At 65.1% G+C, this 23,462-nt stretch carries 18 protein-coding genes; 11 read left to right on the forward strand and 7 right to left on the reverse strand.

Going from position 1 to position 23,462, the window contains the following annotated elements:
* Positions 1 to 284, reverse strand: a 284-nt coding sequence (locus tag RAD04_RS03770) for an ATP-binding cassette domain-containing protein (protein ID WP_461622711.1), incomplete at its 3' end; no start/stop codon positions are given.
* Positions 285 to 350: 66 nt separating this feature from the next.
* Positions 351 to 1,217 (reverse strand): IclR family transcriptional regulator, encoded by an 867-nt coding sequence (locus RAD04_RS03775; protein ID WP_461623155.1) that lies wholly within the window; start codon positions 1,215 to 1,217, stop codon positions 351 to 353.
* A gap of 131 nt (positions 1,218 to 1,348) precedes the next feature.
* Here RAD04_RS03775 and RAD04_RS03780 point away from each other — a divergent pair, with 131 nt between their 5' ends.
* The 10 genes from RAD04_RS03780 to RAD04_RS03825 all read left to right on the forward strand — a co-directional run bounded on the left by RAD04_RS03780 (position 1,349) and on the right by RAD04_RS03825 (position 13,734).
* Positions 1,349 to 3,445: a 3-hydroxyacyl-CoA dehydrogenase NAD-binding domain-containing protein gene (locus tag RAD04_RS03780; RefSeq protein WP_461622712.1), complete on the forward strand. Its 2,097-nt coding sequence runs from the start codon at positions 1,349 to 1,351 to the stop codon at positions 3,443 to 3,445.
* A 220-nt stretch (positions 3,446 to 3,665) separates the two neighbouring features.
* A complete protein-coding gene (gene pimA, locus RAD04_RS03785; protein ID WP_461622713.1) occupies positions 3,666 to 5,345 on the forward strand; it encodes a dicarboxylate--CoA ligase PimA in 1,680 nt (559 codons plus the stop codon).
* Entirely contained in the window at positions 5,342 to 6,529 is a 1,188-nt protein-coding gene (locus RAD04_RS03790; RefSeq protein WP_461622714.1) for an acetyl-CoA C-acyltransferase, read from the forward strand. Before pimA ends, RAD04_RS03790 begins: the two co-directional genes overlap by 4 nt.
* 16 nt (positions 6,530 to 6,545) lie before the next feature.
* Entirely contained in the window at positions 6,546 to 7,736 is a 1,191-nt protein-coding gene (pimC, locus tag RAD04_RS03795) for a pimeloyl-CoA dehydrogenase large subunit (protein ID WP_018318818.1), read from the forward strand.
* Between the two features lie 163 nt (positions 7,737 to 7,899).
* Positions 7,900 to 9,042 (forward strand): pimeloyl-CoA dehydrogenase small subunit, encoded by a 1,143-nt coding sequence (pimD, locus tag RAD04_RS03800; protein ID WP_461622715.1) that lies wholly within the window; start codon positions 7,900 to 7,902, stop codon positions 9,040 to 9,042.
* A gap of 164 nt (positions 9,043 to 9,206) precedes the next feature.
* Positions 9,207 to 9,980: an SDR family NAD(P)-dependent oxidoreductase gene (locus RAD04_RS03805; protein ID WP_461619199.1), complete on the forward strand. Its 774-nt coding sequence runs from the start codon at positions 9,207 to 9,209 to the stop codon at positions 9,978 to 9,980.
* 273 nt (positions 9,981 to 10,253) lie between these two features.
* Positions 10,254 to 11,759, forward strand: coding sequence for a glycerol kinase GlpK (gene glpK / locus RAD04_RS03810; protein ID WP_461622716.1), 1,506 nt, complete (start codon positions 10,254 to 10,256; stop codon positions 11,757 to 11,759).
* Between the two features lie 259 nt (positions 11,760 to 12,018).
* The gene (locus tag RAD04_RS03815) at positions 12,019 to 12,612 is read left to right on the forward strand and encodes a GNAT family N-acetyltransferase (protein WP_461622717.1); all 594 of its coding nucleotides are present in this window, start codon (positions 12,019 to 12,021) and stop codon (positions 12,610 to 12,612) included.
* A 12-nt stretch (positions 12,613 to 12,624) separates the two neighbouring features.
* A complete protein-coding gene (locus tag RAD04_RS03820; RefSeq protein ID WP_461622718.1) occupies positions 12,625 to 12,915 on the forward strand; it encodes a hypothetical protein in 291 nt (96 codons plus the stop codon).
* A 189-nt stretch (positions 12,916 to 13,104) separates the two neighbouring features.
* Complete coding sequence (locus RAD04_RS03825) at positions 13,105 to 13,734, forward strand: glutathione S-transferase family protein (protein ID WP_461622719.1); 630 nt, start codon at positions 13,105 to 13,107, stop codon at positions 13,732 to 13,734.
* Positions 13,735 to 13,750: 16 nt separating this feature from the next.
* Here RAD04_RS03825 and RAD04_RS03830 read toward each other — a convergent pair whose 3' ends face one another.
* The 4 genes from RAD04_RS03830 to metF form a co-directional block, all read right to left on the reverse strand.
* Positions 13,751 to 14,755 (reverse strand): DUF3592 domain-containing protein, encoded by a 1,005-nt coding sequence (locus RAD04_RS03830; protein WP_461622720.1) that lies wholly within the window; start codon positions 14,753 to 14,755, stop codon positions 13,751 to 13,753.
* 219 nt (positions 14,756 to 14,974) lie between these two features.
* A complete protein-coding gene (locus RAD04_RS03835) occupies positions 14,975 to 15,832 on the reverse strand; it encodes a tetratricopeptide repeat protein (protein WP_461622721.1) in 858 nt (285 codons plus the stop codon).
* Positions 15,833 to 16,248: 416 nt separating this feature from the next.
* On the reverse strand, positions 16,249 to 20,100 hold the full coding sequence (gene metH, locus RAD04_RS03840; RefSeq protein WP_461622722.1) for a methionine synthase: 3,852 nt from the start codon (positions 20,098 to 20,100) through the stop codon (positions 16,249 to 16,251).
* Between the two features lie 6 nt (positions 20,101 to 20,106).
* Positions 20,107 to 21,027: a methylenetetrahydrofolate reductase [NAD(P)H] gene (gene metF, locus RAD04_RS03845; protein WP_461622723.1), complete on the reverse strand. Its 921-nt coding sequence runs from the start codon at positions 21,025 to 21,027 to the stop codon at positions 20,107 to 20,109.
* Positions 21,028 to 21,425: 398 nt separating this feature from the next.
* Between metF and RAD04_RS03850 the strand changes: the two genes are divergently transcribed.
* Positions 21,426 to 22,445: an LLM class flavin-dependent oxidoreductase gene (locus RAD04_RS03850; RefSeq protein ID WP_461622724.1), complete on the forward strand. Its 1,020-nt coding sequence runs from the start codon at positions 21,426 to 21,428 to the stop codon at positions 22,443 to 22,445.
* A gap of 126 nt (positions 22,446 to 22,571) precedes the next feature.
* On the opposite strand, the gene RAD04_RS03855 is transcribed toward RAD04_RS03850, so the two are convergent.
* Positions 22,572 to 23,432, reverse strand: coding sequence for a prephenate dehydratase (locus tag RAD04_RS03855; RefSeq protein ID WP_461622725.1), 861 nt, complete (start codon positions 23,430 to 23,432; stop codon positions 22,572 to 22,574).
* Positions 23,433 to 23,462: the final 30 nt, after the last annotated feature.

Below are 23,462 nucleotides of genomic sequence, written 5' to 3' on the forward strand. Positions count from 1 at the left end.
TGGAAGGTGCGGCCGATGCCGATCTCGGCGATCCGGTGCGGCGGCCGCGTCAGGATGCTCGCGCCCTCCATCAGGATGTCGCCGGATGACGGCTGGTAGAGCCGGGACAGGCAATTGAAGAGCGTGGTCTTGCCGGCGCCGTTGGGGCCGATCAAGCCGAGGATCTGGCCCTTGTGCATGTCGAAGGACACGCCGTTGAGCGCGATGATGCCGCCGAACACGACGCTGACGTCGCGAACCGCGAGCAGGGGCGATGTCCCCTGCGCGAGCTGTGCCTGCGTCATCTCGTCTCGCTCACGTCATTCAGTGAGCGAAGGGGCGATGCGAACCGCTCCCGATGATGACAAAGGCTATCTGAATCCCTCGGCCACACGCGCAACTTTTCCTCCTGATTTCAGCTTTTTGCTGACGTCTTTTTTGGAATGCGGCATTAGACCCCCGAGCGCCGCTTCGATGTTCCTTACCATCGCTAAGAGACGCGGTCCAATGTCGTTGATCAAACGCACTTCCGTGAAGCGGAATGCGGGCGCGCCGCAATTGAATGCGTAGGGACCGGTTCCGTCGTTGAGCCTGAGTGCGACGCCGGCGGCGCCGATGTCGTCGTGCCAGTCGCCGACGGAGATCGCAAAACCGTATTTCGCGACGGTTTCGCCGGAACGTTCCAGCCCGTCGCGCATCTTGGGCCAGCGGCTGCCGTAATGTTCGCGCAACAGGCGCGACAAGTCTGCGCGGTCTGCGTCGTCGAGCGCCCAGAAATAGGCGCGGCCCATCGCGCTGGTTGCAATCGGCACGCGGGAGCCGACGTCAAGTTGAACCCCGACGGTCTCGCTGCCGCGGCTTTGCCCGAAATAGATCATGCTGTGACGGTCGCGGCCGCCGACGGCGACGGCGCCGCCGGTCGCGCGCATCACGTCCTCGCGGAACGGCTCGGACAAATGCCGAACGCCGAGATTGGCGAGCGCGGCGTAGCCGAGCGACATCGCCGCGGGTGTGAGCTGGTACTTCTCGAAGCGGGGAACCGGCGCAAGGTAGCCCAGCTTGGTCAAGGTGTAGGTCAGCCGCGACACGGTCGGCTTCGGCAGGTTGGTGCGAGCCGCAATCTCCTGATTGCCGAGAAGGCCGTCATTGGGATGGAATGCGCGCAATACGTCCAGTCCGCGGGAAAGCGCGACGACGAAATTCCGATCGGTCGCAGTCTTCTTTCCTGTACGCTTCATCCCTGATCTGCTTCTTGCGCGGAGTCGTTGACAAGCCACGTGCTTCAAAATAACCCTGCCGTCAAGATGCGGAATTAAATTCCGCACCGCGAAATCGAACAAAAGTAAATCCCCACCAAGGAGGGAACACCGTGAGCGAAGTGGTCAAGCTTGAGCGTCATGACGAAGTCGGGATCGTCACCGTCGACAGCCCTCCGGTCAACGCGCTGAGTGCCGCGGTCCGCGGTGGTATCCTGGAGTGCATCAAGGCTGCGATTGCCGATCCCGCCATCAAGGGCATCGTGCTGACCTGTGCCGGCCGCACCTTCATCGCCGGCGCCGACATCACCGAATTCGGCAAGCCGCCGAAGGCGCCCGCCCTCAACGACGTGCTCGCCGAAATCGAGAATTCGCCCAAGCCCGTGGTTGCCGCGATCCACGGCACCGCGCTCGGCGGCGGCCTCGAGGTCGCGCTCGCCTGCCATTTCCGCGTCGCGGTGAAAGAGGCCAGGCTCGGCCTGCCCGAGGTGAAGCTCGGACTTCTGCCGGGCGCCGGCGGCACCCAGCGCCTGCCGCGCGCGGTCGGTCCCGAGCTCGCTGTCAAGATGATCGTCGGCGGTGATCCCATTGGTGCTGCGGAAGCGCTCAAGAACGGCCTGATCGAGGAAATCATCGAGGGGCCGGCATCGGGCGGCGAGGCCTTCGTGCGCAAGCTGCTGGCCGAGAAGCGCCCGCTGCGGCGCCTGCGCGACGACGATTCCAAGATCGCGGCGGCCAAGGCCGACCGCTCGATCTTCACCAATGCGGTCGCCGCCATGACCAAGAAGTCGCGCGGCCTGGAGGCGCCGTTCGCCGCCGCCGACGCCGTGGGCTACGCCATTGACCTACCTTTCGACGAAGGCCTGAAGAAGGAGCGCGAGGGTTTTCTGAAGCTCGTCGCCAGCGATCAGTCGAAGGCGCAGCGTTATGCGTTCTTCGCCGAGCGCGAGGCTGCCAAGATCGCGGGCGTTCCTGATGGCACCAAGTCGCGTCCCGTGAACCGCGTCGCCATCCTCGGCGCCGGCACCATGGGCGGCGGCATCGCGATGTCCTTTGCCAATGCCGGCGTTCCCGTCACCCTGATCGAGACCGGCGAGGAGCAGCTCAAGCGCGGCATGGGCATCATGCAGAAGAACTGGGAAGCGACCGCCGCGCGCGGCGGCATTCCGGCCGACGCGCCCGCCAAGCGCATGGCGCTGATCAACGGCGTCGTCGGCATCGAGAATGTCGGCGATGCCGACCTCGTCATCGAAGCCGTGTTCGAGACCATGGCGGTGAAGAAGGAAGTGTTCGGCAAGCTCGACCAGTACGTCAAGCCCGGCGCCGTGCTCGCCTCCAACACCTCGTATCTCAACATCGACGAGATCGCGAAGTCGACCAAGCGTCCGCAGGACGTGCTCGGCATGCACTTCTTCTCGCCGGCCAACGTCATGAAGCTGTGCGAGATCGTGCGCGCCGACAAGACCGCGCCGGATGCGCTGGTCACCGCGGTGAATATTGCGCGCAAGATCGCGAAGGTGCCGGCCGTGGTCGGCGTCTGCGACGGCTTCGTCGGCAACCGCATGCTGGCCCAGCGCGGCAAGCAGTCCGAGAAGCTGCTGTTCGAGGGCGCCCTGCCGCAGCAGGTCGACGCTGTCGTCACCAAGTTCGGCATGCCGATGGGGCCGTTCGCGATGGGCGACCTCGCCGGCCTCGACATCGGCTGGCGCTCGCGCAAGGACCGCGGCATCAAGTCGGAGATCGCGGACGCGCTGTGCGAAGCCGGCCGCTTCGGCCAGAAGACCGGCAAGGGCTACTACAAGTACGAAGCCGGCAGCCGCTCGGCGCTGCCCGATCCGGAGGTCGAGAAGCTGATCGACGAGACGCTTGCCCGTCTCGGCCACAAGAAGCGCGTCGTCAGCGATGACGAGATCCTCGAGCGCATGATGTATCCGATGATCAACGAGGGCGCGAAGATCCTCGAAGAGGGCATCGCCGCCCGTCCCTCCGACATCGACGTGGTCTGGCTCTATGGCTATGGCTGGCCGATCTACCGTGGCGGCCCGATGTTCTGGGCCGACAGCGTCGGCCTCAAGCACATCGCCGATCGCCTGGCCTTCTATGCCAAGGAGACCAACGACCCCAGCCTCGAGCCCGCACCGCTGCTGAAGAAGCTCGCGGCCGAAGGCAAGACGTTCGCCTCGCTGGCGGCGGCGTCGAAGGCGGCGTGATCGGACTGGGTGCCGCTGCAATGTCGCGCTACGGACAAAGCTCTCTCCGTTCCCTCCCCCCTTGTGGGGGAGGGGCAGGGAGGGGGGTGGCCCCGGGCGAGGTCAGTGTTTGTGGCTACCCCTTTCCCCAACCCTTCCCCACAAGGGGGAAGGGAGCCCGTTCGCCGGTGCCCACCTCACACGACCCGGCGACTACCGTTTTGCAGAGTATCGATCGCCAATGACCCATCCCGGCGAACAGTTCTATCCCGAGGGCGTGCGGTGGGACGACACCATCGTCCAGGGCTCGCTGCCTGACCTGCTGTCGAAAGCTGCCGCCGATTACGGCCCGCGCACCGCTCTGGAATTTCGAGATCGCCCGATCACATACACGGAGCTCGCAGCTCAGGCCGAGCGCGCGGCGGCGGCGTTCTTGCGCGCCGGCTGCAAGGGCTCCTCCATCGCGCTGTTCCTCGGCAACACACCTGACCATCCCGTCAATTTCTTCGGTGCGCTGAAGGCAGGCAGCCGCCTCGCGCATCTCTCCCCGCTCGATGGCGAGATCGCGCTGACCCACAAGGTTTCCGATTCCGGCTCGCGCCTGCTCGTCACCTCCAATCTCGCCGCCCTGCTGCCGACCGCGCTGAAGTTCCTTGAAAAGGGACTTATCGACCGTCTCATCGTCTGCGAGGACGATCATTGGGGCAAGGTCGGCACGCCGCAGGCGGCGATCCCGGATGATCCCCGCATCGTCACGTTCAAGTCCTTCGTCGAGGGCGCGAGCGCGCCGGCAGAGTGGCCGGTCGTGACTGCCGACGACGTCGCGCTGCTGCAATATACCGGCGGCACCACTGGCCTGCCCAAGGGCGCGATGCTGACGCACGGCAATCTCACCTCGGCGGTGTCGATCTACGACGTCTGGGGCAAGCCATCGCGCGCCGCGCGGGGCGAGACGATCGAGCGCGTGATCTGCGTGCTGCCGCTGTTCCACATCTACGCACTGACCGTGGTGCTGTTGTCCTCGCTCAGCCGCGGCAATCTGATCTCGCTGCATCAGCGCTTCGACGTCGAGGCCGTGATGCGAGACATCGAGGTCAAGCGCGCGACGTATTTTCCGGGCGTGCCGACGATGTGGATCGCGATCGCCGCGCTGCCGGATCTCGACAAGCGCGACTTCTCCTCGCTCGCCACCATCGGCTCCGGCGGCGCGCCGCTGCCGGTGGAGATCGCCAACTTCTTCGAGCGCAAGGTCAGCAAGAAGCTGCGCAGCGGCTGGGGCATGACCGAGACCTGCTCGCCCGGCACCGGCCATCCGCCTACCGGCCCCGACAAGTCCGGCTCGATCGGCCTGATGCTGCCCGGCATCGAGCTCGACGTGGTCGCGCTCGACGATCCCAAGCGCGTGCTGCCGCCGGGCGAAGTCGGCGAGATCCGCATCAAGGGCCCGAACGTCACCAAGGGCTACTGGAACAAGCCGGAGGGATCCACGGACGCCTTCGTCGACGGCCGCTTCCTCACCGGGGACATCGGCTATGTCGACAGCGACGGCTATTTCTTCCTGGTCGACCGCAAGAAGGACATGATCATCTCCGGCGGCTTCAACGTCTATCCGCAGATGATCGAGCAGGCGATCTACACCATTGCTGGCGTGCACGAGGTGATCGTGCTCGGCATTCCCGACCAGTACCGCGGCGAGGCCGCGAAGGCCTTCATCAAGCTGAAGCCGGAGGCAAAGCCGTTCTCGCTCGACGAGCTGCGCGCGCAACTCGCCGGCAAGCTCGGCAAGCACGAATTGCCGGCCGAGGTCGAGTTCGTCGACGATCTGCCGCGTACGCCGGTTGGAAAATTGTCGCGCCACGAATTGCGCCAGCAGCAGAAACCGTCACAATCCACTAAAACCGCATCAGGAGCTCGTTCTTGACCGACGCCGTCATCGTTTCCACCGCCCGCACCCCGATCGGCAAGGCCTATCGCGGCGCGCTCAACGCCACCGAGGGCGCAACTCTGCTCGGCCACGCCATCGGTGAAGCCGTCGCGCGCGCCAAGGTCGATCCGAAGGAGGTCGAGGACGTCGTGATGGGTGCAGCGCTGCAGCAGGGCGCGACCGGCGGCAACATCGCGCGCAAGGCGCTGCTGCGCGCCGGCCTTCCCGTCACCGTCGCCGGCACCACGATCGACCGGCAATGCGCCTCGGGCCTGCAGGCGATCGCGCTCGCCGCGCGCTCGGTGATCTTCGACGGCGTCGAGATCGCGGTCGGCGGCGGCGGCGAGTCGATCAGCCTCGTGCAGAACGACAAGATGAACGGCTTCCACGCCCAGGACCCGGCGCTGCTCAAGATCAAGGGCGAGGTCTACATGCCCATGATCGACACCGCGGAAGTCGTCGCCAAGCGCTACGGCATTTCGCGCGAGCAGCAGGACGAGTATTCGCTGGAGAGCCAGCGCCGCACGGCTGCAGCCCAACAGGGCGGCAAGTTCAAGGAAGAGATCGCGCCGATCACGACGCAGATGGCAGTCACCGACAAGGCGACCGGCACCGTGTCGATGAAGGACGTCACGCTGTCGCAGGACGAAGGCCCACGCCCGGAGACCACGATCGAAGGCCTCGCCGGCCTCAAGCCCGTGCGCGGCGAAGGCTTCTCGATCACCGCCGGCAATGCCAGCCAGCTCTCGGACGGCGCTAGCGCGTCCGTCATCATGAGCGACAAGGAAGCTTCAAAGCGCGGTCTCAAGCCGCTCGGCATCTTCCGCGGCTTCGTCTCGGCCGGCTGTGAGCCGGACGAGATGGGCATCGGTCCGGTCTTCGCCGTGCCGCGCCTGCTCAAGCGTCACGGTCTCACCGTCGACGACATCGGTCTCTGGGAGCTGAACGAAGCCTTCGCGGTGCAGGTGCTGTATTGCCGTGACAAGCTCGGCATCGACCCCGAGAAGATCAACGTCGATGGCGGCGCGATCGCGGTCGGCCATCCCTACGGCATGTCCGGCGCACGCCTCACCGGCCACGCTTTGATCGAAGGCCGCCGCCGCAAGGCGAAATACGCGGTCGTCACCATGTGCGTCGGCGGCGGCATGGGCGCGGCCGGCTTGTTCGAGGTTTTGCAGTAATTCACAGGAGGATCCGATGGATCTCGCATTCACGAAAGAAGAGCAGGCGTTTCGCGAGGAAGTGCGACAGTTCTTCCGCGACAACGTGCCGCCGGATACGCGGCGCAAGATGGTCGAGGGGCGTCACCTCAGCAAGGACGAGATGGTGACGTGGTGGCGCATCCTCAACAAGAAGGGCTGGGGCGTCAGCCACTGGCCCAAGCAATATGGCGGCACCGGCTGGACCAGCGTGCAGCACTACATCTTCAACGAGGAGCTGCAGTCCTATCCGGCGCCGCAGCCACTCGCCTTCGGCGTCAGCATGGTCGGCCCCGTCATCTACACCTTCGGCAACGAGGAGCAGAAGAAGCAATATCTGCCGCGCATCGCCAATGTCGACGATTGGTGGTGCCAGGGCTTCTCCGAGCCGGGTTCCGGCTCCGACCTTGCCTCGCTCAAGACCAAGGCCGAGCGCAAGGGCGACAAGTGGATCATCAACGGCCAGAAGACCTGGACCACGCTGGCCCAGCATGCCGACATGATCTTCTGCCTCTGCCGCACCGATCCCGGCGCCAAGAAGCAGATGGGCATCTCCTTCATCGTGTTCTCGATGAAGTCGAAGGGCGTCACGGTGCGCCCGATCCAGACCATCGACGGCGGCGTCGAGGTCAACGAAGTGTTCTTCGACGACGTCGAGGTGCCCTACGAGAACCTGATCGGCGAGGAGAACAAGGGCTGGGATTACGCCAAATTCCTGCTCGGCAATGAGCGCACCGGCATCGCCCGTGTCGGCGTCTCCAAGGAGCGGCTGCGCCGCATCCGCGATCTCGCCGGCAAGGTGGAATCCGGCGGCAAGCCGATCATCCAGGACGCCGCGTTCCGCGAGAAGCTCGCGGCGTGCGAGATCGAGCTGAAGGCGCTCGAGCTCACCCAGCTCCGTGTCGTCGCCGACGAAGGCAAGCACGGCAAGGGCAAGCCCAATCCGGCCTCCTCGGTGCTGAAGATCAAGGGCTCCGAGATCCAGCAGACCACCACCGAGCTGCTGATGGAAGTGATCGGCCCGTTCGCCGCGCCCTACGACGTGCACGGCGATGACGGCTCGAACGAAGCCATGGACTGGACCGCCCAGATCGCGCCGAGCTACTTCAACAACCGCAAGGTCTCGATCTACGGCGGCTCCAACGAGATCCAGCGCAACATCATCGCCAAGGCGGTGCTGGGGCTGTGAGTCAACAATGACGGTGTCGTCCCCCGCGAAGGCGGGGGACCCAGGACGCCGCGGCGGTCGTGAGTACGGCAGGCGGCTGCGTTTACTGGATCCCCGCCTTCGCGGGGATGACGTCTGAGGGTGAGGCGACGGCAGGGCAATTCCCGCCGATTTGGAGAGAAACATGGATTTTGACCTGAACGAGGAGCAGCGGCTTCTCAAGGAAAGCATCGACGGCCTGCTGACCGATTCCTACGATTTCGAGCAGCGCAAGAAGTACATGAAGGAGAAGGGCGGCTGGAGCAAAACGGTCTGGCTCAAGCTCGCCGAGCAGGGGCTGCTCGGGCTGCCGTTCAGCGAGGCCGATGGCGGCTTCGGCGGCGGCGGCGTCGAGACCATGATCGTGATGGAAGCGCTCGGCAAGGCGCTGGTGCTCGAGCCGTATCTGGCGACGGTGGTGATCGGCGGCGGCTTCCTGCGCCATGCCGGCACTGACGCGCAGAAGGCTGCGCACGTGCCCGGCATCATCGACGGCAGCAAGACGCTGGCGTTTGCCCAGCTCGAGAAGAACTCGCGCTACGATCTCTTCGACGTCTCGACGACGGCGAAGAAGAAGGGCGACGGCTGGGTCATCGACGGCGAAAAATTCGTCGTGCTCAACGGCGAGAATGCCGACACCTTGATCGTCACCGCGCGCACCAAGGGCGACCGTCGCGACAAGACCGGCATCGGCGTGTTCCTGGTGCCGGCGAACGCCAAGGGCGTGACCAAGAAGTCATACCCGACCCAGGACGGCCTGCACGCCGCCGACATCACGCTTACCGGTGTCGAGATCGGCCCCGATGCCGTGCTCGGCAATCCCGAGGATTCGCTGGCGCTGATCGAGCGCGTCGTCGATGAAGCCCGCGTCGCGCTCTGCGCCGAGGCGGTCGGCCTGATGGACGAATCGCTCAAGACCACGGTCGAGTACATCAAGACGCGCAAGCAGTTCGGCGTCGCGATCGGCTCGTTCCAGTCGCTGCAGCATCGCGCCTCCGACATGTTCGTCGCGGCCGAGCAGGCCCGCTCGATGTCGATGTTCGCGACCATGGCTGGTGATTTCGAGAACGCCAAGGAGCGCTCCAACGCCATCGCCGCGGCCAAGGTGCAGATCGGCAAGTCGCTGAAATTCGTCGGACAGCAGGCGATCCAGCTTCATGGCGGCATCGGCATGACCATGGAGGCGAAGATCGGTCACTACTTCAAGCGCCTCACCATGATCGAGAGTTCGTTCGGCGACACCGACTACCACCAGCGCCGCGTCGCGGATGGTGGCGGGTTGATCTGAGTTGATCTAGGCCACACGAAGACTGTCATGCCCCGGCTTGACCGGGGCATCCAGTACTCCGCGATGGCTATGCGTTTCACGCAACTTCAGCCGCAGAGTACTGGATCGCCCGATCAAGTCGGGCGATGACACCGAGTAAATGGCGTCAGCGGAGCCCAACAACAATGAAAAACACCCCGTTCGATCTCACCGGCAAGGTGGCCGTGGTCACCGGCTCCAGCCGCGGCATAGGCCGCTCCTCCGCCGAGCTGCTCGCAAAGTTAGGCGCCAAGGTCGTGGTCTCCTCGCGCAAGGCGGACGCCTGCAAGGAGGTCGTCGACGGCATCATCGCTTCCGGCGGCGATGCCACCGTCATCCCCTGCAACATCGCGCGCAAGGCCGAGGTCGAGGCGCTGATCGCGGGCGCCACGAAGCATTACGGCAAGATCGACATCCTCGTCTGCAACGCCGCGGTGAATCCCTATTACGGCCCGCTGCTCGACATCACCGACGAGGCCTTCGACAAGATCATGGGGAGCAACGTCAAGAGCAACATCTGGCTCTCCGCGCTCGCGATCCCGCAAATGGCAGAGCGCGGAGGCGGCTCCGTCGTCATCATCTCCTCGATCGGCGGCCTGCGCGGCTCCACCGTGATCGGCGCCTACGGCATCTCGAAGGCCGCCGACTTCGCGCTGTGCCGCTCGCTCGCCGGCGAGTGGGGCCCGAAAGGCGTCCGCGTCAACTGCATCGCGCCCGGCCTCGTCAAGACCGATTTCGCCCGCGCGCTGTGGGAAGACGAAGCCATGCTGAAGCGCCGCACCGCCACCACGCCGCTGCGCCGCATCGGCGAGCCGGACGAAATCGCCGGCGCGGTCGCCTATCTCGCTTCCGATGCTTCGAGCTTCATGACCGGTCAGACCATCGTCATCGACGGCGGCGTGACCACGGCGGCGGTGTAGGGATTTGCGAGGTCTTTCCTCAGGTCGTCCCGGACAAGCGTAAGCGCAGATCCGGGACCCACCACAGGGAGTGGTTTGGCGAGGACTCGGAGTTGGCAGCTCGCCCCATAATCACCCCCTGGGGTTATGGGTCCCCGCGTTCGCGGGAACGACGACTGAGCTTGGGCTGGGCCCCGCATCCAACCTTGACCTTCCCGCCCTAATCCGCTCCCTTTGGCGCGACACAATCACTCCCTCCAGTGAAACGCCAAGCTAAACGCCAAGGTAGCCGCCATGTCTTTCGTCCTCGCCATCGACCAGGGCACCACCTCCTCGCGCGCCATCGTGTTTCGCGGCGATATATCCATCGCGGCGAAGGCGCAGCAGGAGTTTCCGCAGCATTTCCCGGCTTCGGGCTGGGTCGAGCACGAGCCCGAGGACATCTGGACCTCGACGGTGATGGTCTGCCGCGAGGCGATCGAGCACGCCGGCATCACCGCGAAGGACATCGCGGCGATCGGCATCACCAATCAACGCGAGACCACCGTGGTGTGGGACCGCGCCACCGGGCAGGCTGTGCACCGCGCCATCGTCTGGCAGGACCGCCGCACCGCCGACATCTGCGCAAAACTCAAGGCCGACGGCCGCGAGCCCGTGATCTCGCAGAAGACCGGCCTGATCATCGATCCCTATTTCTCCGGCACCAAGGTCGCCTGGATCCTCGACCACGTCCCCGGCGCGCGGGCGCGCGCCGCGCGCGGCGAACTGATGTTCGGCACGGTCGATTGCTACCTGCTCTGGCGCCTCACCGGCGGCAAGGTGCACGCCACCGACGCCACCAACGCCTCGCGCACGCTGCTGTTCAACATCCATACCGGACAGTGGGACGACGAATTGCTGGAGATCATCGGCGTGCCGCGCTCGATGCTGCCCGAGGTGAAGGACTCCTCCGCCCGCTTCGGCGAAAGCACGCCCGATCTGTTCGGCGGCGCGATTGCCATCTCAGGCATCGCCGGCGACCAGCAGGCGGCGACCATCGGCCAGGCCTGCTTCCGTCCGGGCATGATGAAGTCCACCTACGGCACCGGCTGCTTTGCCTTGCTCAACACCGGCACCACGCCGGTCGCGTCGAAGAACAAGCTGCTCACCACCGTCGCCTACCAGCTCGATGGCAAGCGCACCTACGCGCTCGAAGGCTCGATCTTCGTCGCAGGCAGCGCGGTGCAATGGCTGCGCGACGGCCTCGGGATCATCAAGCACGCGGCGGAAACCGGCCCCCTCGCCGATCAATCCGACTCCATGCAGAGCGTCTATCTGGTCCCGGCTTTCGTCGGCATGGGCGCGCCCTACTGGAATCCGCGCGTGCGCGGCGCGCTGTTCGGCCTCACCCGCAACACCGGCCCCGCCGAGCTGGCCCATGCCGCGCTGGAGAGTGTTTGTTACCAGACTTTCGACCTCTGGGCCGCGATGCGTGCGGACTGGCCGAGCTCGGAAACCGCCAGCGTCGTGCTCCGCGTCGACGGCGGCATGACGGCGTCGGATTGGACTATGCAGCGCCTCGCCGATTTGTTGGATGCACCGGTCGATCGTCCCGTGATCCAAGAAACTACCGCGTTAGGCGCCGCCTATCTCGCCGGCCTCCAGGCCGGCGTCTATCCCGAGCCGACCAAGTTCGCCGACAACTGGCGCCTCGAGCACCGCTTCAAGCCGAACATGAGCCAGGCCACGCGCGAGCGGAAGCTCGCGGGCTGGGCAAGGGCGGTGAAGGGCGTGCTGGCGAGCGATGAGGGGGAGGGCTGATACGCCACCATCCACGTCGTCGTCCCTGCCTAGTGCGCAATTGCGCACGGGCGCAGGGACCCATACCGCGAGGTCTATCGATCGCTGGCGGAGCCAATCCCGAACGACCGATCTTCGTCAAACCACTCCCTGTGGCTATCGCGACGAGCGCAAGCGCTCGCGCGGAGGTCCCGGATCAGCGCTCGCTCCGCTCGCTTGTCCGGGACGACGACAGAATGTGTAGCGCCGAGCCACTCGCGGTGATGCGGAGCAAGCAAGAATGATCCTCCCCGACGGCTATTCCGACGTGCCCGCCGGCAAGATCGCCGCCGTCGTCACCCATCTGGAGATGACCGCGCCTCCCGCGCGCCGCGACGATCCCCCCGGCGTGTGGACCCTGCGCAAGGTCGACGCCCCCACGCTCGATTGGTATCCCGACATCTCCCGCCGCGTCGGCGAGGACTGGCTGTGGTTCTCGCGCGCCCGCATGACCGACACGGAGCTCGCCGCAGTCGTCCATGCGCCCGGTGTTGAGGTCTACGCACTGGTGGTGGACGGCCGCGATGAAGGCCTGCTGGAGCTGGATTTCCGCGAGCCCGGCCAGTGCGAGCTGGTCTATTTCGGCGTCACCGCACCCCTGATCGGCACCGGCGCCGCGCGATTTCTGATGAACCGCGCGCTGGAGCTCACATGGTCGCGCGACGTCCGCCGCGTCTGGGTCCACACCTGCACCCTCGACCATCCATCGGCCGTTGCCTTCTACCAACGCTCCGGCTTCCGCCCGTTCCGCCGTCAGGTCGAGGTCGCGGATGATCCGCGGCACGACGGCACGGCGCCGCGCGATGCCGCGCGGCACGTGCCGTTGATCGGATAGCAGGAGGTGGCCATGTCGGACTTCTCGTTGGATTTTCCTGCGGACTTTGCGGACTATGAATGGCAGTTGGAAGCGAAAGGCTGGTTCTCGCAGTCGCTCCTGATTGTTGCGGGAAAACGCTATCGCCTGAATTTCTACGATCCTGTGCGCCTTCGTCAGGAGATCGAAGACATGCTTGCAAAAGGCGAGGCGTTCTTTGAACCGAACCTGGTGGTTGTGCGGTCAGTGACGAGGGCAAGCATGGAGGGTGCGGCGGCTCAGTTGGCGCAGTCGAGCACGCTAGCTCTTCTGTTGGAGGAGTAGCGCTCGCTCACCGCGAGCGGAGCGACGGGTTGGCAATGCGTTATCGGAATGACTCATCCTGTTGCAATGCGGCGCAACCCATTTAGGATGGTGCAAAGCGCAACCCATAACCGAGTGTCTCCGTCGCTCCTCGCAAATCCCTTTGCGAGGCAACGGTGGGCCGCGGCTTGATCGATGACGAGATGCACCATGTTCCTGATCGGCCAATACGACTCGCCCTTCGTCCGCCGCACCGCGATCGCGCTGCGGCTCTACGGCATTCCCTTCGAGCACCGGCCGTGGTCGACCTTCGGCGATGCCGACAAGATCGCACCGTACAACCCGCTGCGCCGCGTGCCGACGCTGGTGCTCGACGACGGCGAGGCGCTGATCGAGAGCACGGTCATCCTTGATTATCTCGACGAGCGCGTCGGCGAGGGCAAGGCGATGCTGCCGCGCAGTGGCACTGAGCGGCGGAAGCATTTGCGCATCTGCGCGCTCGCTTCCGGCCTCGGCGACAAGGCGGTGAGCCTGCTCTATGAGCGCGTGCTACGGAAGGAGCAGCTTGCGCTGTGGGTCGAACGTTGCCAGGCGCAGATCGCGGACGTGCTGAAGGTGCTTGAGGCTGAGCTCGCCAAGGTGACGACGCCGTATTGGCTGGGTGGCCGCATCGGCCACGCCGACATCGCGGTGGCCTGCGTCGTCCGCTTCACCCGTGAGGCGCATCCGCAGCTGTTCGACGCGTCGCGTTACCCGGCGCTGGCTGCGCATGCCGAGCGTTGCGAAGGGCTGGCACCGTTTCAGGAGATCGTACAGCCGCTGGCGCCGCCGAAGGGGTGAGCCGCATCAAGCGCCTCTATGCGAACCCGATTTTGATCAGGATCGTCAGGAAAAGGCCTCCGACGACCGCGCAGACCGCGGCACCGATCAACGGCTCCAGCGTGCCTTCCCGGCTCGCAGGCTCCAGCACCGCATGTCCCGGCTGTTCCGGATCGTAGTAAACTTTGACGTTCTGCCCGGGACGATGTTTCGCCGCGGCCTTTTCGGCGACCTCGCGCAGCCCGGAGATCATGGTGCCGCCCCAATCGACTTCGGTGCCGATGAAGTCGCGCTTGCCGACCCTGTAGGCGTAGCGGAGGTCGACCTGATAGCGGTGTTGCAGCTTGCTGGATCGTGAGTTGTCGTCGTCGCTCTTCTCCTCGATGATTTCCTCGATCACGTCGCAATGGGTGACCCTGCCGGCCGCCGTCGGCCAGCGCAGGCTGGCGCTCGCCAGCCGGCGCGTCCGGACATACGCTGCGAGGCAGAACACGCCGCCCACGAGCACGATGATCGGCAGCGCGAACGCGAACAGCGGAACGCCGTTGCTGGTGTAGAGCACATGCCCCGCGAGCGAATGCGCGGTGAGCGTGGCGGCAATGACGCCGAACACGATGGTGAACGCCACCAGCGCCGCGAGGTTCTGCGCGGCAGCAGGTTCGAGCAGCGCCTCGGTCGGTTGCTTCGGATCGACATGGACGTCGACATGCGCTCCGACCGGATACCGTCCGATCAGTTTTGCGGCCAGGACCCGCGTCGTGATGACCTGGCCGCCGACAAAGACCTTGTCGCTTTCCAGCTCCTGGCCGCCGGCCTGATAGCGATAGCGGATGACGGGCTTGGCGTCGTTCTGATCGTCCGAGGCGTGCGTCGCCGGCTGATCGACCCTGGAGACCGTGATGATGCCCTCTACCTTGTCCCAGCTCCGCGCGGCCTGCATCCGGCCCCGCGTGCGGACCAGATTGAACAGCATCAATCCAAACAGAAGCACCGAGATGCCGGCGGCAATCTGCGTCCACATCAATTGTTGGGCGTCCAGCATCCGATCCCCCGCGCCTCGGCCGTGATCGCCATTGGTCGCGGCGAGCGCGCGTTGCGTTCACGGCACTGTCGCCGTTGCGGGAGATCGTGCAGCCGCGGGCCTCCGAAGGTGTGATTCCCGGGGCGTCATTCCGGAACGAAGCACGCGGGCCGGAATTCCGAGGTTGCGGCGCGAGATTCCTGGTTCGCGCTTTGGCGCCCCCCGGAACGACGGGGGCGACTACCTCCGCCGCGTCACGCCGTTCGCCCGCAGATATTCGTCCAGCTCAAACCCCAGATCCTCGGCGCGATCGAAATACGCCTCTGCGGCATCCGGGTCCTTCGCCATCCCTTCGCCGCGCGTGGCCATCACGCCGAGCGCTGCGGCGGCGCGACCGATGCCGAGATCGGCGGCGCGCTTGTACCAGTGGACGGACTCGCTGAGATTCTTCTCGATGCCAGGCAGTTGCCCGGTGGCATAGAGTGCGCCGAGATTGGCGCAGGCGCGCGGCTGGTCGCGTTGTCCGGCCTGCTTCAGGTAGAACACTGCCTTGTTGCGGTCACCGATGCCTTGCATCGCATAGACGAACAACTCGAAATAGGCATCGGCGTTGCCGCGCTTCGCCGCTTCGAGATGCAATGCAAGGCTTCTGGCCACGTCCTTCGGTTGCCCGCGACCGTTGTAGGCCATCAGCCCCAGGAGGTAGCGCACCGCGCCATCGGGGTCGTCGCCGGCAAGCGCTTTCTGCGCGTAAGCATAGGCGTCGTCATATTTCCTGAACGTCCAGTAGAGATTATAGGCGGTGAGATAGGCGCCGTAATCCGAGCCGAGTTCGGCCGCGCGCTTGTAGGCAGCGATCGCAGCGTCGCGATCGCGCGGCACGCCCCAGCCGTTCCAGAGGCAGCGGCCATAGTCGACCCAAGCGTTGGCGTGCCCGCCGAGCGCGACCTCATGCAGCGCTCTTACAAGCGTGTCGCGACTCTCGACCGGCGCCTCGCTTGCCTCGATCGCCTTGAACAGGGCTACCGCGGCCAAATAGAGCTGGTCATCGCGCGACGGCGAGCGGGGTTGGGCAAGGAGCTGTGTGACGGTTTGCATGGTTCCGCTGGCATCATTTGATTTGGACGGACGCTGCGCGACCTCGGCCGCCGCCGCCTCGAGCGGGGCAGCATGATGCGAAACAAAGGACCCGCCCATCATCACGAGGCAGAAGGCCAGGATTTCCAGACGATTACGAATGCCGTCCTCCCGCGCGCCGATCGGCTCGAAGTGCTGCCCTGGGTTCCGGCTCTGCGGAGCGGCACTTCGTTCCGCCTCGCGTCCGGGACACGAGATCGAAGCACGCGGCATCGAGTGCGGAACTCACGCGGCAGGCGATGATGGAACATTACCAGTGCTTTGCCCGACGGAGCAAGCCGCTTCGGCAAGACCGAAATTACTCAGGATTTTCAACCCCATCGCTACTGTGCATGGGGTTGTTTTTCAGATTTTTGGTTTTGCAGCTAGAGCGGGGTCTATCCCGCCCCTGCGCGCTTCTTCTGCCAGACGAGGTGCACGGCGCAGGTGCAGCCCGGCGGATGCGAGGCGAGATCCTTCGACGTCTCGTCGTTCGCCGCCGTTGCCGCAAAGGCCTTGTCGCTGTCCTCTCGCGATGGGATGTAGTTCAGCACCGGCGCGAGCCAGCGCTCGGCTTCCGCCACCGTCATGCCCTTGCGCGCGGCGTAGTCCTCGACCTGGTCGCGCTCGATCTTGCCGACGCCGAAATAATAGCTCTCGGGGCTGGCGAAATAGAGCCCGGACACGCTGGAGCCCGGCCACATCGCAAAGCTCTCGGTCAGCTTCACGCCGCAGGTCGCTTCCGCATCGAGCAACTCGAACAGCGTCGCTTTCTCGGTGTGATCGGGCTGCGCGGGATAGCCCGGCGCAGGGCGGATGCCCTGATACTTCTCGAGGATCAGCTCGTCGTTGGAGAGCGTCTCGTCCGGCGCGTAAGCCCAGAACTCGCGGCGCACGCGGGCGTGCATGCGCTCGGCGAAGGCCTCGGCGAGACGATCGGCCAGCGCCTTGCACAGGATCGACGAGTAGTCGTCGTTGGCCATCTTGAAGCGGTCGGCGACCGCATCCTCGCCGATGCCGGCCGTGACGACGAAGCCGCCGACATAATCGGGCACGCCCGCGGGCGCGACGAAGTCGGCGAGCGCCGCGTTGAAGCGGCCTTCGCGCTTCTCGAGCTGCTGGCGCAGCGTGTGCAGCGTCGCGATCTTCTTCGTGCGGCTCTCGTCGGCAAAGAGCGCGATGTCGTCACCTTGCGCGTTCGCCGGCCAGAAGCCGATCGTTGCGCGCGCCCGGAACCATTTTTCCTTGACGATGGTGTCGAGCATCTTGCGCGCGTCGTCGTAGAGCGAGCGTGCGACCTCACCGACCTTGGCATCGTCGAGGATGGCGGGGAAGCGCCCCGCGAGTTCCCAGGTCTGGAAGAACGGGGTCCAGTCGATGCAGTCGACCAGCTCGGCGAGATCGTAGTCGTCAAAGCTGCGGATGCCGAGGAAGGTCGGCTTCACCGGCTTGCTTTTGGCAAAGTCGACCGGCACGCGGTTGGCGCGCGCTGCGGCGAGCTTCAGACGCTTCTTGTCGGCCTGCGCGCGCAGATGCGCGTCCGAGATCTTTGCATATTCGGCACGCACCTCGGCGGCATAGGCTTCGCGCTTCTCGGGCGAGAGCAGCGAGGACGCAACGCCGACGGCGCGGCTGGCGTCGTTGACATGCACGACGGGGCCGGCGCGATAGCTCGGGTCGATCTTGACTGCGGTATGCACGCGGCTCGTGGTGGCGCCGCCGATCAGCAGCGGCAGCTTGAGGCCCTCGCGTTGCAATTCGCCGGCAAAGAACGCCATCTCGTCGAGTGAGGGCGTGATCAGGCCGGAGAGACCGACGATGTCGGCCTTCTCCGCCTTCACGGTCTCCACGATCTTGGCGGCGGGCACCATCACGCCGAGGTCGATCACCTCGAAATTGTTGCACTGGAGCACGATGCCGACGATGTTCTTGCCGATGTCGTGGACGTCGCCCTTCACGGTCGCAAGCACGATCTTGCCCGCGGAGGAGGAGCCTTCCGTGCCAATGCCGTTCGCGGCGTTGCGCGCCTTCTCTTCCTCCATGAACGGCATCAGCCAGGCCACCGCCTGCTTCATCACGCGGGCGGACTTCACCACCTGCGGCAGGAACATCTTGCCGTCGCCGAAGAGGTCGCCGACCACGTTCATGCCGGCCATCAGTGGGCCCTCGATCACGTCGAGCGGACGCGAGGAAGCCTTGCGGGCTTCCTCGGTGTCCTGCTCGATGAACTCGGTGATGCCATGCACCAGCGAATGCGACAGCCGCTTCGCCACCGGCCATTCGCGCCAAGCGAGATCGGCTTCCTTGGTCTGGGTCTTGTTGCCGCGGAATTTCTCCGCGAGCGCCAGCAGCCGTTCGGACGCGCCCGGATCGCGGTTGAGCACGACGTCCTCGCACACCTGGCGCAGCTCAGGATCGATGTCGTCATAGACGATCATCTGCCCGGCATTGACGATGCCCATGTCCATGCCGGCCTTGATGGCGTGATACAGGAACACTGAGTGCATCGCCTCGCGCACCGGCTCGTTGCCGCGGAACGAGAACGACAGATTGGAGACGCCGCCCGAGATGTGCGCGCCAGGCAGGTTCTGCCGGATCCAGCGCGTCGCCTCGATGAAATCGACGCCGTAATTGTTGTGCTCCTCGATGCCGGTCGCGATCGCGAAGATGTTCGGATCGAAGATGATGTCCTCAGGCGGGAAGCCGACCTTGTTCACCAGGATGTCGTAGGCGCGCTTGCAGATTTCGGTCTTGCGCGCGAAGGTGTCGGCCTGGCCGACCTCGTCGAACGCCATCACGACGACAGCCGCGCCATGACGGCGGGCGATCTTGGCCTCGTGAATGAACTTCTCCTCGCCTTCCTTCATCGAGATCGAATTGACGACCGGCTTGCCCTGCACGCATTTCAGGCCGGCTTCGATCACCGAGAATTTCGAGGAATCGACCATCACGGGGACGCGGGCGATGTCGGGCTCGGCGGCGACGAGGTTGAGGAACGTCACCATCGCGGCTTCGGAGTCGAGCAGGCCCTCGTCCATGTTGACGTCGATGATCTGCGCGCCGTTCTCGACCTGGTCGCGCGCGACTTGCAGCGCCGCCGTGTAGTCGCCGGCCGTGATCAGCTTGCGGAAGCGGGCGGAGCCCGTGACGTTGGTGCGCTCGCCGACGTTCACGAACGGGATCGCGTCGGTCAGGATGAAGGGCTCGAGGCCGGACAGCCGCAGGCGCGATGCGATCTCCGGCACGATGCGCGGCTTGTGCGGGGCGACCGCGGCGGCGATCGCCGCGATATGGTCCGGCGTGGTGCCGCAGCAGCCGCCGACGATGTTGACGAGGCCATCGCGCGCGAACTCGCCGACGAGGCGCGCCATGTATTCCGGCGTCTCGTCATACTGGCCGAACTCGTTGGGCAGGCCGGCGTTCGGGTAAGCGCAAACAAGCGTGTCGGCGACGCGGCCGATATCAGCAATGTGCGCGCGGAGGTCTTCGGCGCCGAGCGCGCAGTTGAAGCCGATGGTCACAGGCTTGGCGTGCCGCACCGAATGCCAGAACGCTTCCGGCATCTGGCCGGAGAGCAGGCGGCCGGACTTATCGGTGATGGTGCCCGACACCATCACGGGCATGTCGATGCCGCGCTCTTCGGTGATCTCGGCGATCGCATAGAGCGCCGCCTTGGCGTTCAGCGTATCGAAGATGGTCTCGACCAGCAGCAGGTCGACGCCGCCGTCGAGCATGCCACGGATCTGCTCGCCATAGGATTTGCGCAGATCGTCGAAGGTGACGGCGCGGTAGCCGGGATTGGAGACGTCGGGAGAGATCGAGGCGGTGCGGTTGGTCGGGCCGATGGCGCCCGCGACGAAGCGCGGCTTGCCGTCCTCGGCCTCGACGCGCCGTGCGGCATTGCCGGCGAGGCGGGCGCCTTCGCGCGCCATCTCGTAGACGATGTCGGTGAGGTCATAATCGGCCTGCGCGATCGACGTCGTGGAGAAAGTGTTGGTGGCGACGATGTCGGCGCCGGCGCGCAAATACGCCGCGTGGATGTCCTCGATCGCCTGCGGCTGGGTCAGGATCAACAAATCGTTGTTGCCGCGCAGGTCGCGATGAAAGTCCTTGAAGCGCTCACCGCGGAAGGCTTTCTCGTCGAACTGCAGGTTCTGGATCATCGTGCCCATGGCGCCGTCGAGCACGAGAATACGCTCGCGCGCGGCGTTGAGCAGGGCAGTTCGCTTCGGAGAGGTGGGTACGGTCATGTTGTCTTAAGCCGCCTTCTGCGCGCTCTTGGCGCGGATGCCGAGCAAATGGCTGATCGCGAACACGAGATCGGCGCGGTTCATGGTATAGAAATGGAAAGTGTCGACGCCGTGCTTGGCGAGCTTCTGCACCTGGCCGGCCGCGACGGTCGCGGCCACCAGCTTGCGGGTCTCGGCGTCGTCGTCGAGGCCTTCGAATTTCGCGGCGAACCAGTCGGGCACGGTGGTGCCGGCGCGCGTCACGAAATTGCGGGCCTGCTTGAAATTGTGCATGGGCATGATGCCCGGCACGATCGGGATGTCGATGCCGCGCGCCCGCACGCGGTCGAGATAGCGGAAATAGAGGTCGTTATCGAAGAACACCTGGGTGATCGCGCGCGTCGCGCCGGCATCGACCTTGGCCTGCAGCGTGTCGATATCATCATCGAAGTCGCGCGCTTCGGGGTGCTTCTCGGGATAGGCCGACACCGACACTTCGATGTCGGCATGCCGCTTCTTGATCCCCGCGACAAGCTCGGCCGAGCTCTGATAGCCGTCGGGATGGCTGGCATAGGGCGTGCCGATGCCGCCGGCGGGATCGCCGCGCAGGCCCACGATATGGCGGACGCCGACCTCGTGATAGCGGTCGACGATCTCGTCGATCTCGCCGCGCGAGGCGCCGACGCAGGTCAGATGCGCCGCCGGCAGCAGCGCGGTCTCCTTCAGGATGCGGGCGATGGTCGAATGGGTGCGCTCGCGGGTCGAGCCGCCGGCGCCATAGGTCACCGAGACGAATTTCGGGTCGAGCGGAGCGAGCCGGTTGATGGTTTCCCAGAGATTGCGCTCCATATCTTCCGTCTTGGGCGGGAAGAACTCGAAGGAGATCGCAGGCCGCTTCAGGTGCCCGTCTTGCCCGTCGGCTCGGGCAGGAATCGTCAGATCGGTCATGGCACCACTCGCTCCAGATGTGCCGCCAGATCCTGGCGGCCGACGGTCAGGTCTAGCTTGGGAGAGCCTATGATAGGACAAAGGTAGTTTGATCGACAGCCCATCAATGATGGGAAATGGCCCACTTATGCCAACAATGGCTGAATTATTGAACATCTATCGGCCTGAATGGGATGCCGGTGTCTTCATAATAATATAATTATTTCAATAGTTTGTGGGGGTTCTGATGGATGTCTGAGGCAGACGACTTAGGTGGGCAGAATGGAATCGATGTTGTTGGGGTTGTCTTTAGCCCACCATCTCGGTTCGGTCCGGTGCACGGGCTCGCGGTCGGCACACGTCAGATCTGCGCAGCCGCCCCATTGTCGCCGCGCGGCCCTCCACTAGGTTAGCGCGCCATGATCCCGCTCTCAGTCCTCGACCTCTCCGTCGTCACATCAGGCACCAGGCCCGCCGCGGCGCTGCGCAACAGCATCGACCTGGCGCGCCATGTCGATGGCCTCGGCTATGTCCGCTACTGGCTCGCCGAGCATCACAACCTCGCCTCGGTCGCGAGTCCCGCGCCAGACGTCATGATCGGCCAGATAGCGGCGGTGACGAAGCATATCCGCGTCGGCTCCGGCGGGGTGATGCTGCCCAACCACGCCCCGCTGGTCGTCGCCGAGCGATTCAAGATGCTGGAGGCCCTGTTTCCCGGCCGTATCGACCTCGGCCTTGGCCGGGCGCCCGGCACCGATGGCGCCACCGCCTATGCGCTCCGGAGCCGGCTCGACCGCCGCGAGGGCGACGATTTCCTGGAGCGGCTGCACGAGCTGATTCTGTGGGAGACCCGCGAATTCCCCGCAGGTCACCCCTACCACAACGTCGTCGCCATGCCCGACGACACCAAACTGCCGCCGATCTGGCTGCTCGGCTCCAGCGATTATTCCTCGGAGCTCGCCGCACAGGTCGGCATGGGCTTCGCCTTCGCGCATCATTTTGCGTCCCACGATGCGGTCGATGCGATGGTGCATTATCGCAACCGCTTCCAGCCCTCGGTCTGGCGTGCGGCGCCCCAAGCGATCCTCGCGGTCGCCGTCATCACCGCCGATACCGATGAGGAGGCCGAACGGCTCGCCAGCTCGTTCGACCTCAACCGGCTGCGCCGCGACCGCGGTCAATATCTGCCGCTGCCGAGCGTCGAAGAGGCACTGGCCTATCCTTATTCCGACTCCGAGCGCATCTCGATCCTCCGCAACCGTTCCCGCCTGTTCGTCGGCAGCCCCGCGACGGTGCGGAAGAAGCTGCAGCCGCTGATCGACGCGAGCAAGCCTGACGAGCTGATGGTGATCACGGCGGTGTACGATCACGAGGCGCGGAAGAAGTCGTATTCGCTGCTCGCGGAGGCGTTCGGGTTGGTGAAGCCGGGCGCCGCATAGGAGCTGCCATGCCCCGGACGCAGCGCAGGCCCTTCAGCGGTGCGCTGCTGAGCGGGGGCCCATCGCAGCGCCGGGTCGCGTCGCCGCTGGATCCCGGCTCGCGCTTCGCGCGTCCGGGACACGAGATCAATCCTGCTGCGTCTCGCTGAACGTCGCGCGGAAGGGGTGGCCGGGATACACGCCGACGATGCGGAATTCGCGCGAGAAGAATTTCAGCTCCTCGATCGCGAAAGCGAGACCCTTGTCTTCAGGGTGGCCGTCGACGTCGGCGTAGAACTGCGTGGCGAAGAAATTGCCGTCGACCATGTAGCTTTCGAGCTTGGTCATGTTGACGCCGTTGGTGGCAAAGCCGCCGAGCGCCTTGTAGAGAGCGGCCGGCAAATTGCGCACCCGGAACACAAAAGTCGTGACCAGCGGGCCGGAGCCTTGGGCGGCCCATTTCGGATCGCGCGCCAGCACCACGAAGCGGGTGGTGTTGTGCGCCTCGTCCTCGATGTCCTCCGCGAGGATGTCGAGGCCGTAGATCTTGGCGGCGAGGCGGGAGGCGATCGCGGCCACCGTCTTGTCCTTGCGCTCGGAGATGTCGCGAGCGCTGCCGGCGGTGTCGGCATGCACGATCGGCTTGACGCCGAGCTTGCGGATGATGCGCCGGCATTGGCCAAGCGCATGCACATGGCTCTCAACGCTCTTGATGTCGTCGAGCTTGGTGCCCTTCACCGCCATCAGCTGATGCCGGACCGGCAAAAACCATTCACCGATGATGAAAAGGCCGGAGGCCGGCAAGAGGTGATGGATATCGGCAACACGGCCCGCGACCGAATTCTCGATCGGGATCATGCCGAGATCGGCCTCGCCGGAGGAGATCGCCGACAGCGCGTCCTCGAAGGTGGCGCAGGGCATCGGCTCGGCGTCGGGATAGGCCTCGACGATGGCGATGTGGGAATTGGCCCCGGGCTCGCCCTGGAATGCGATCTTCATCTTGCTCATATCTAAAAAGTGCTCCTGGGTCGGCCTTGT

The sequence above is a fragment of the Bradyrhizobium sp. 25ACV genome, from assembly GCF_054863005.1.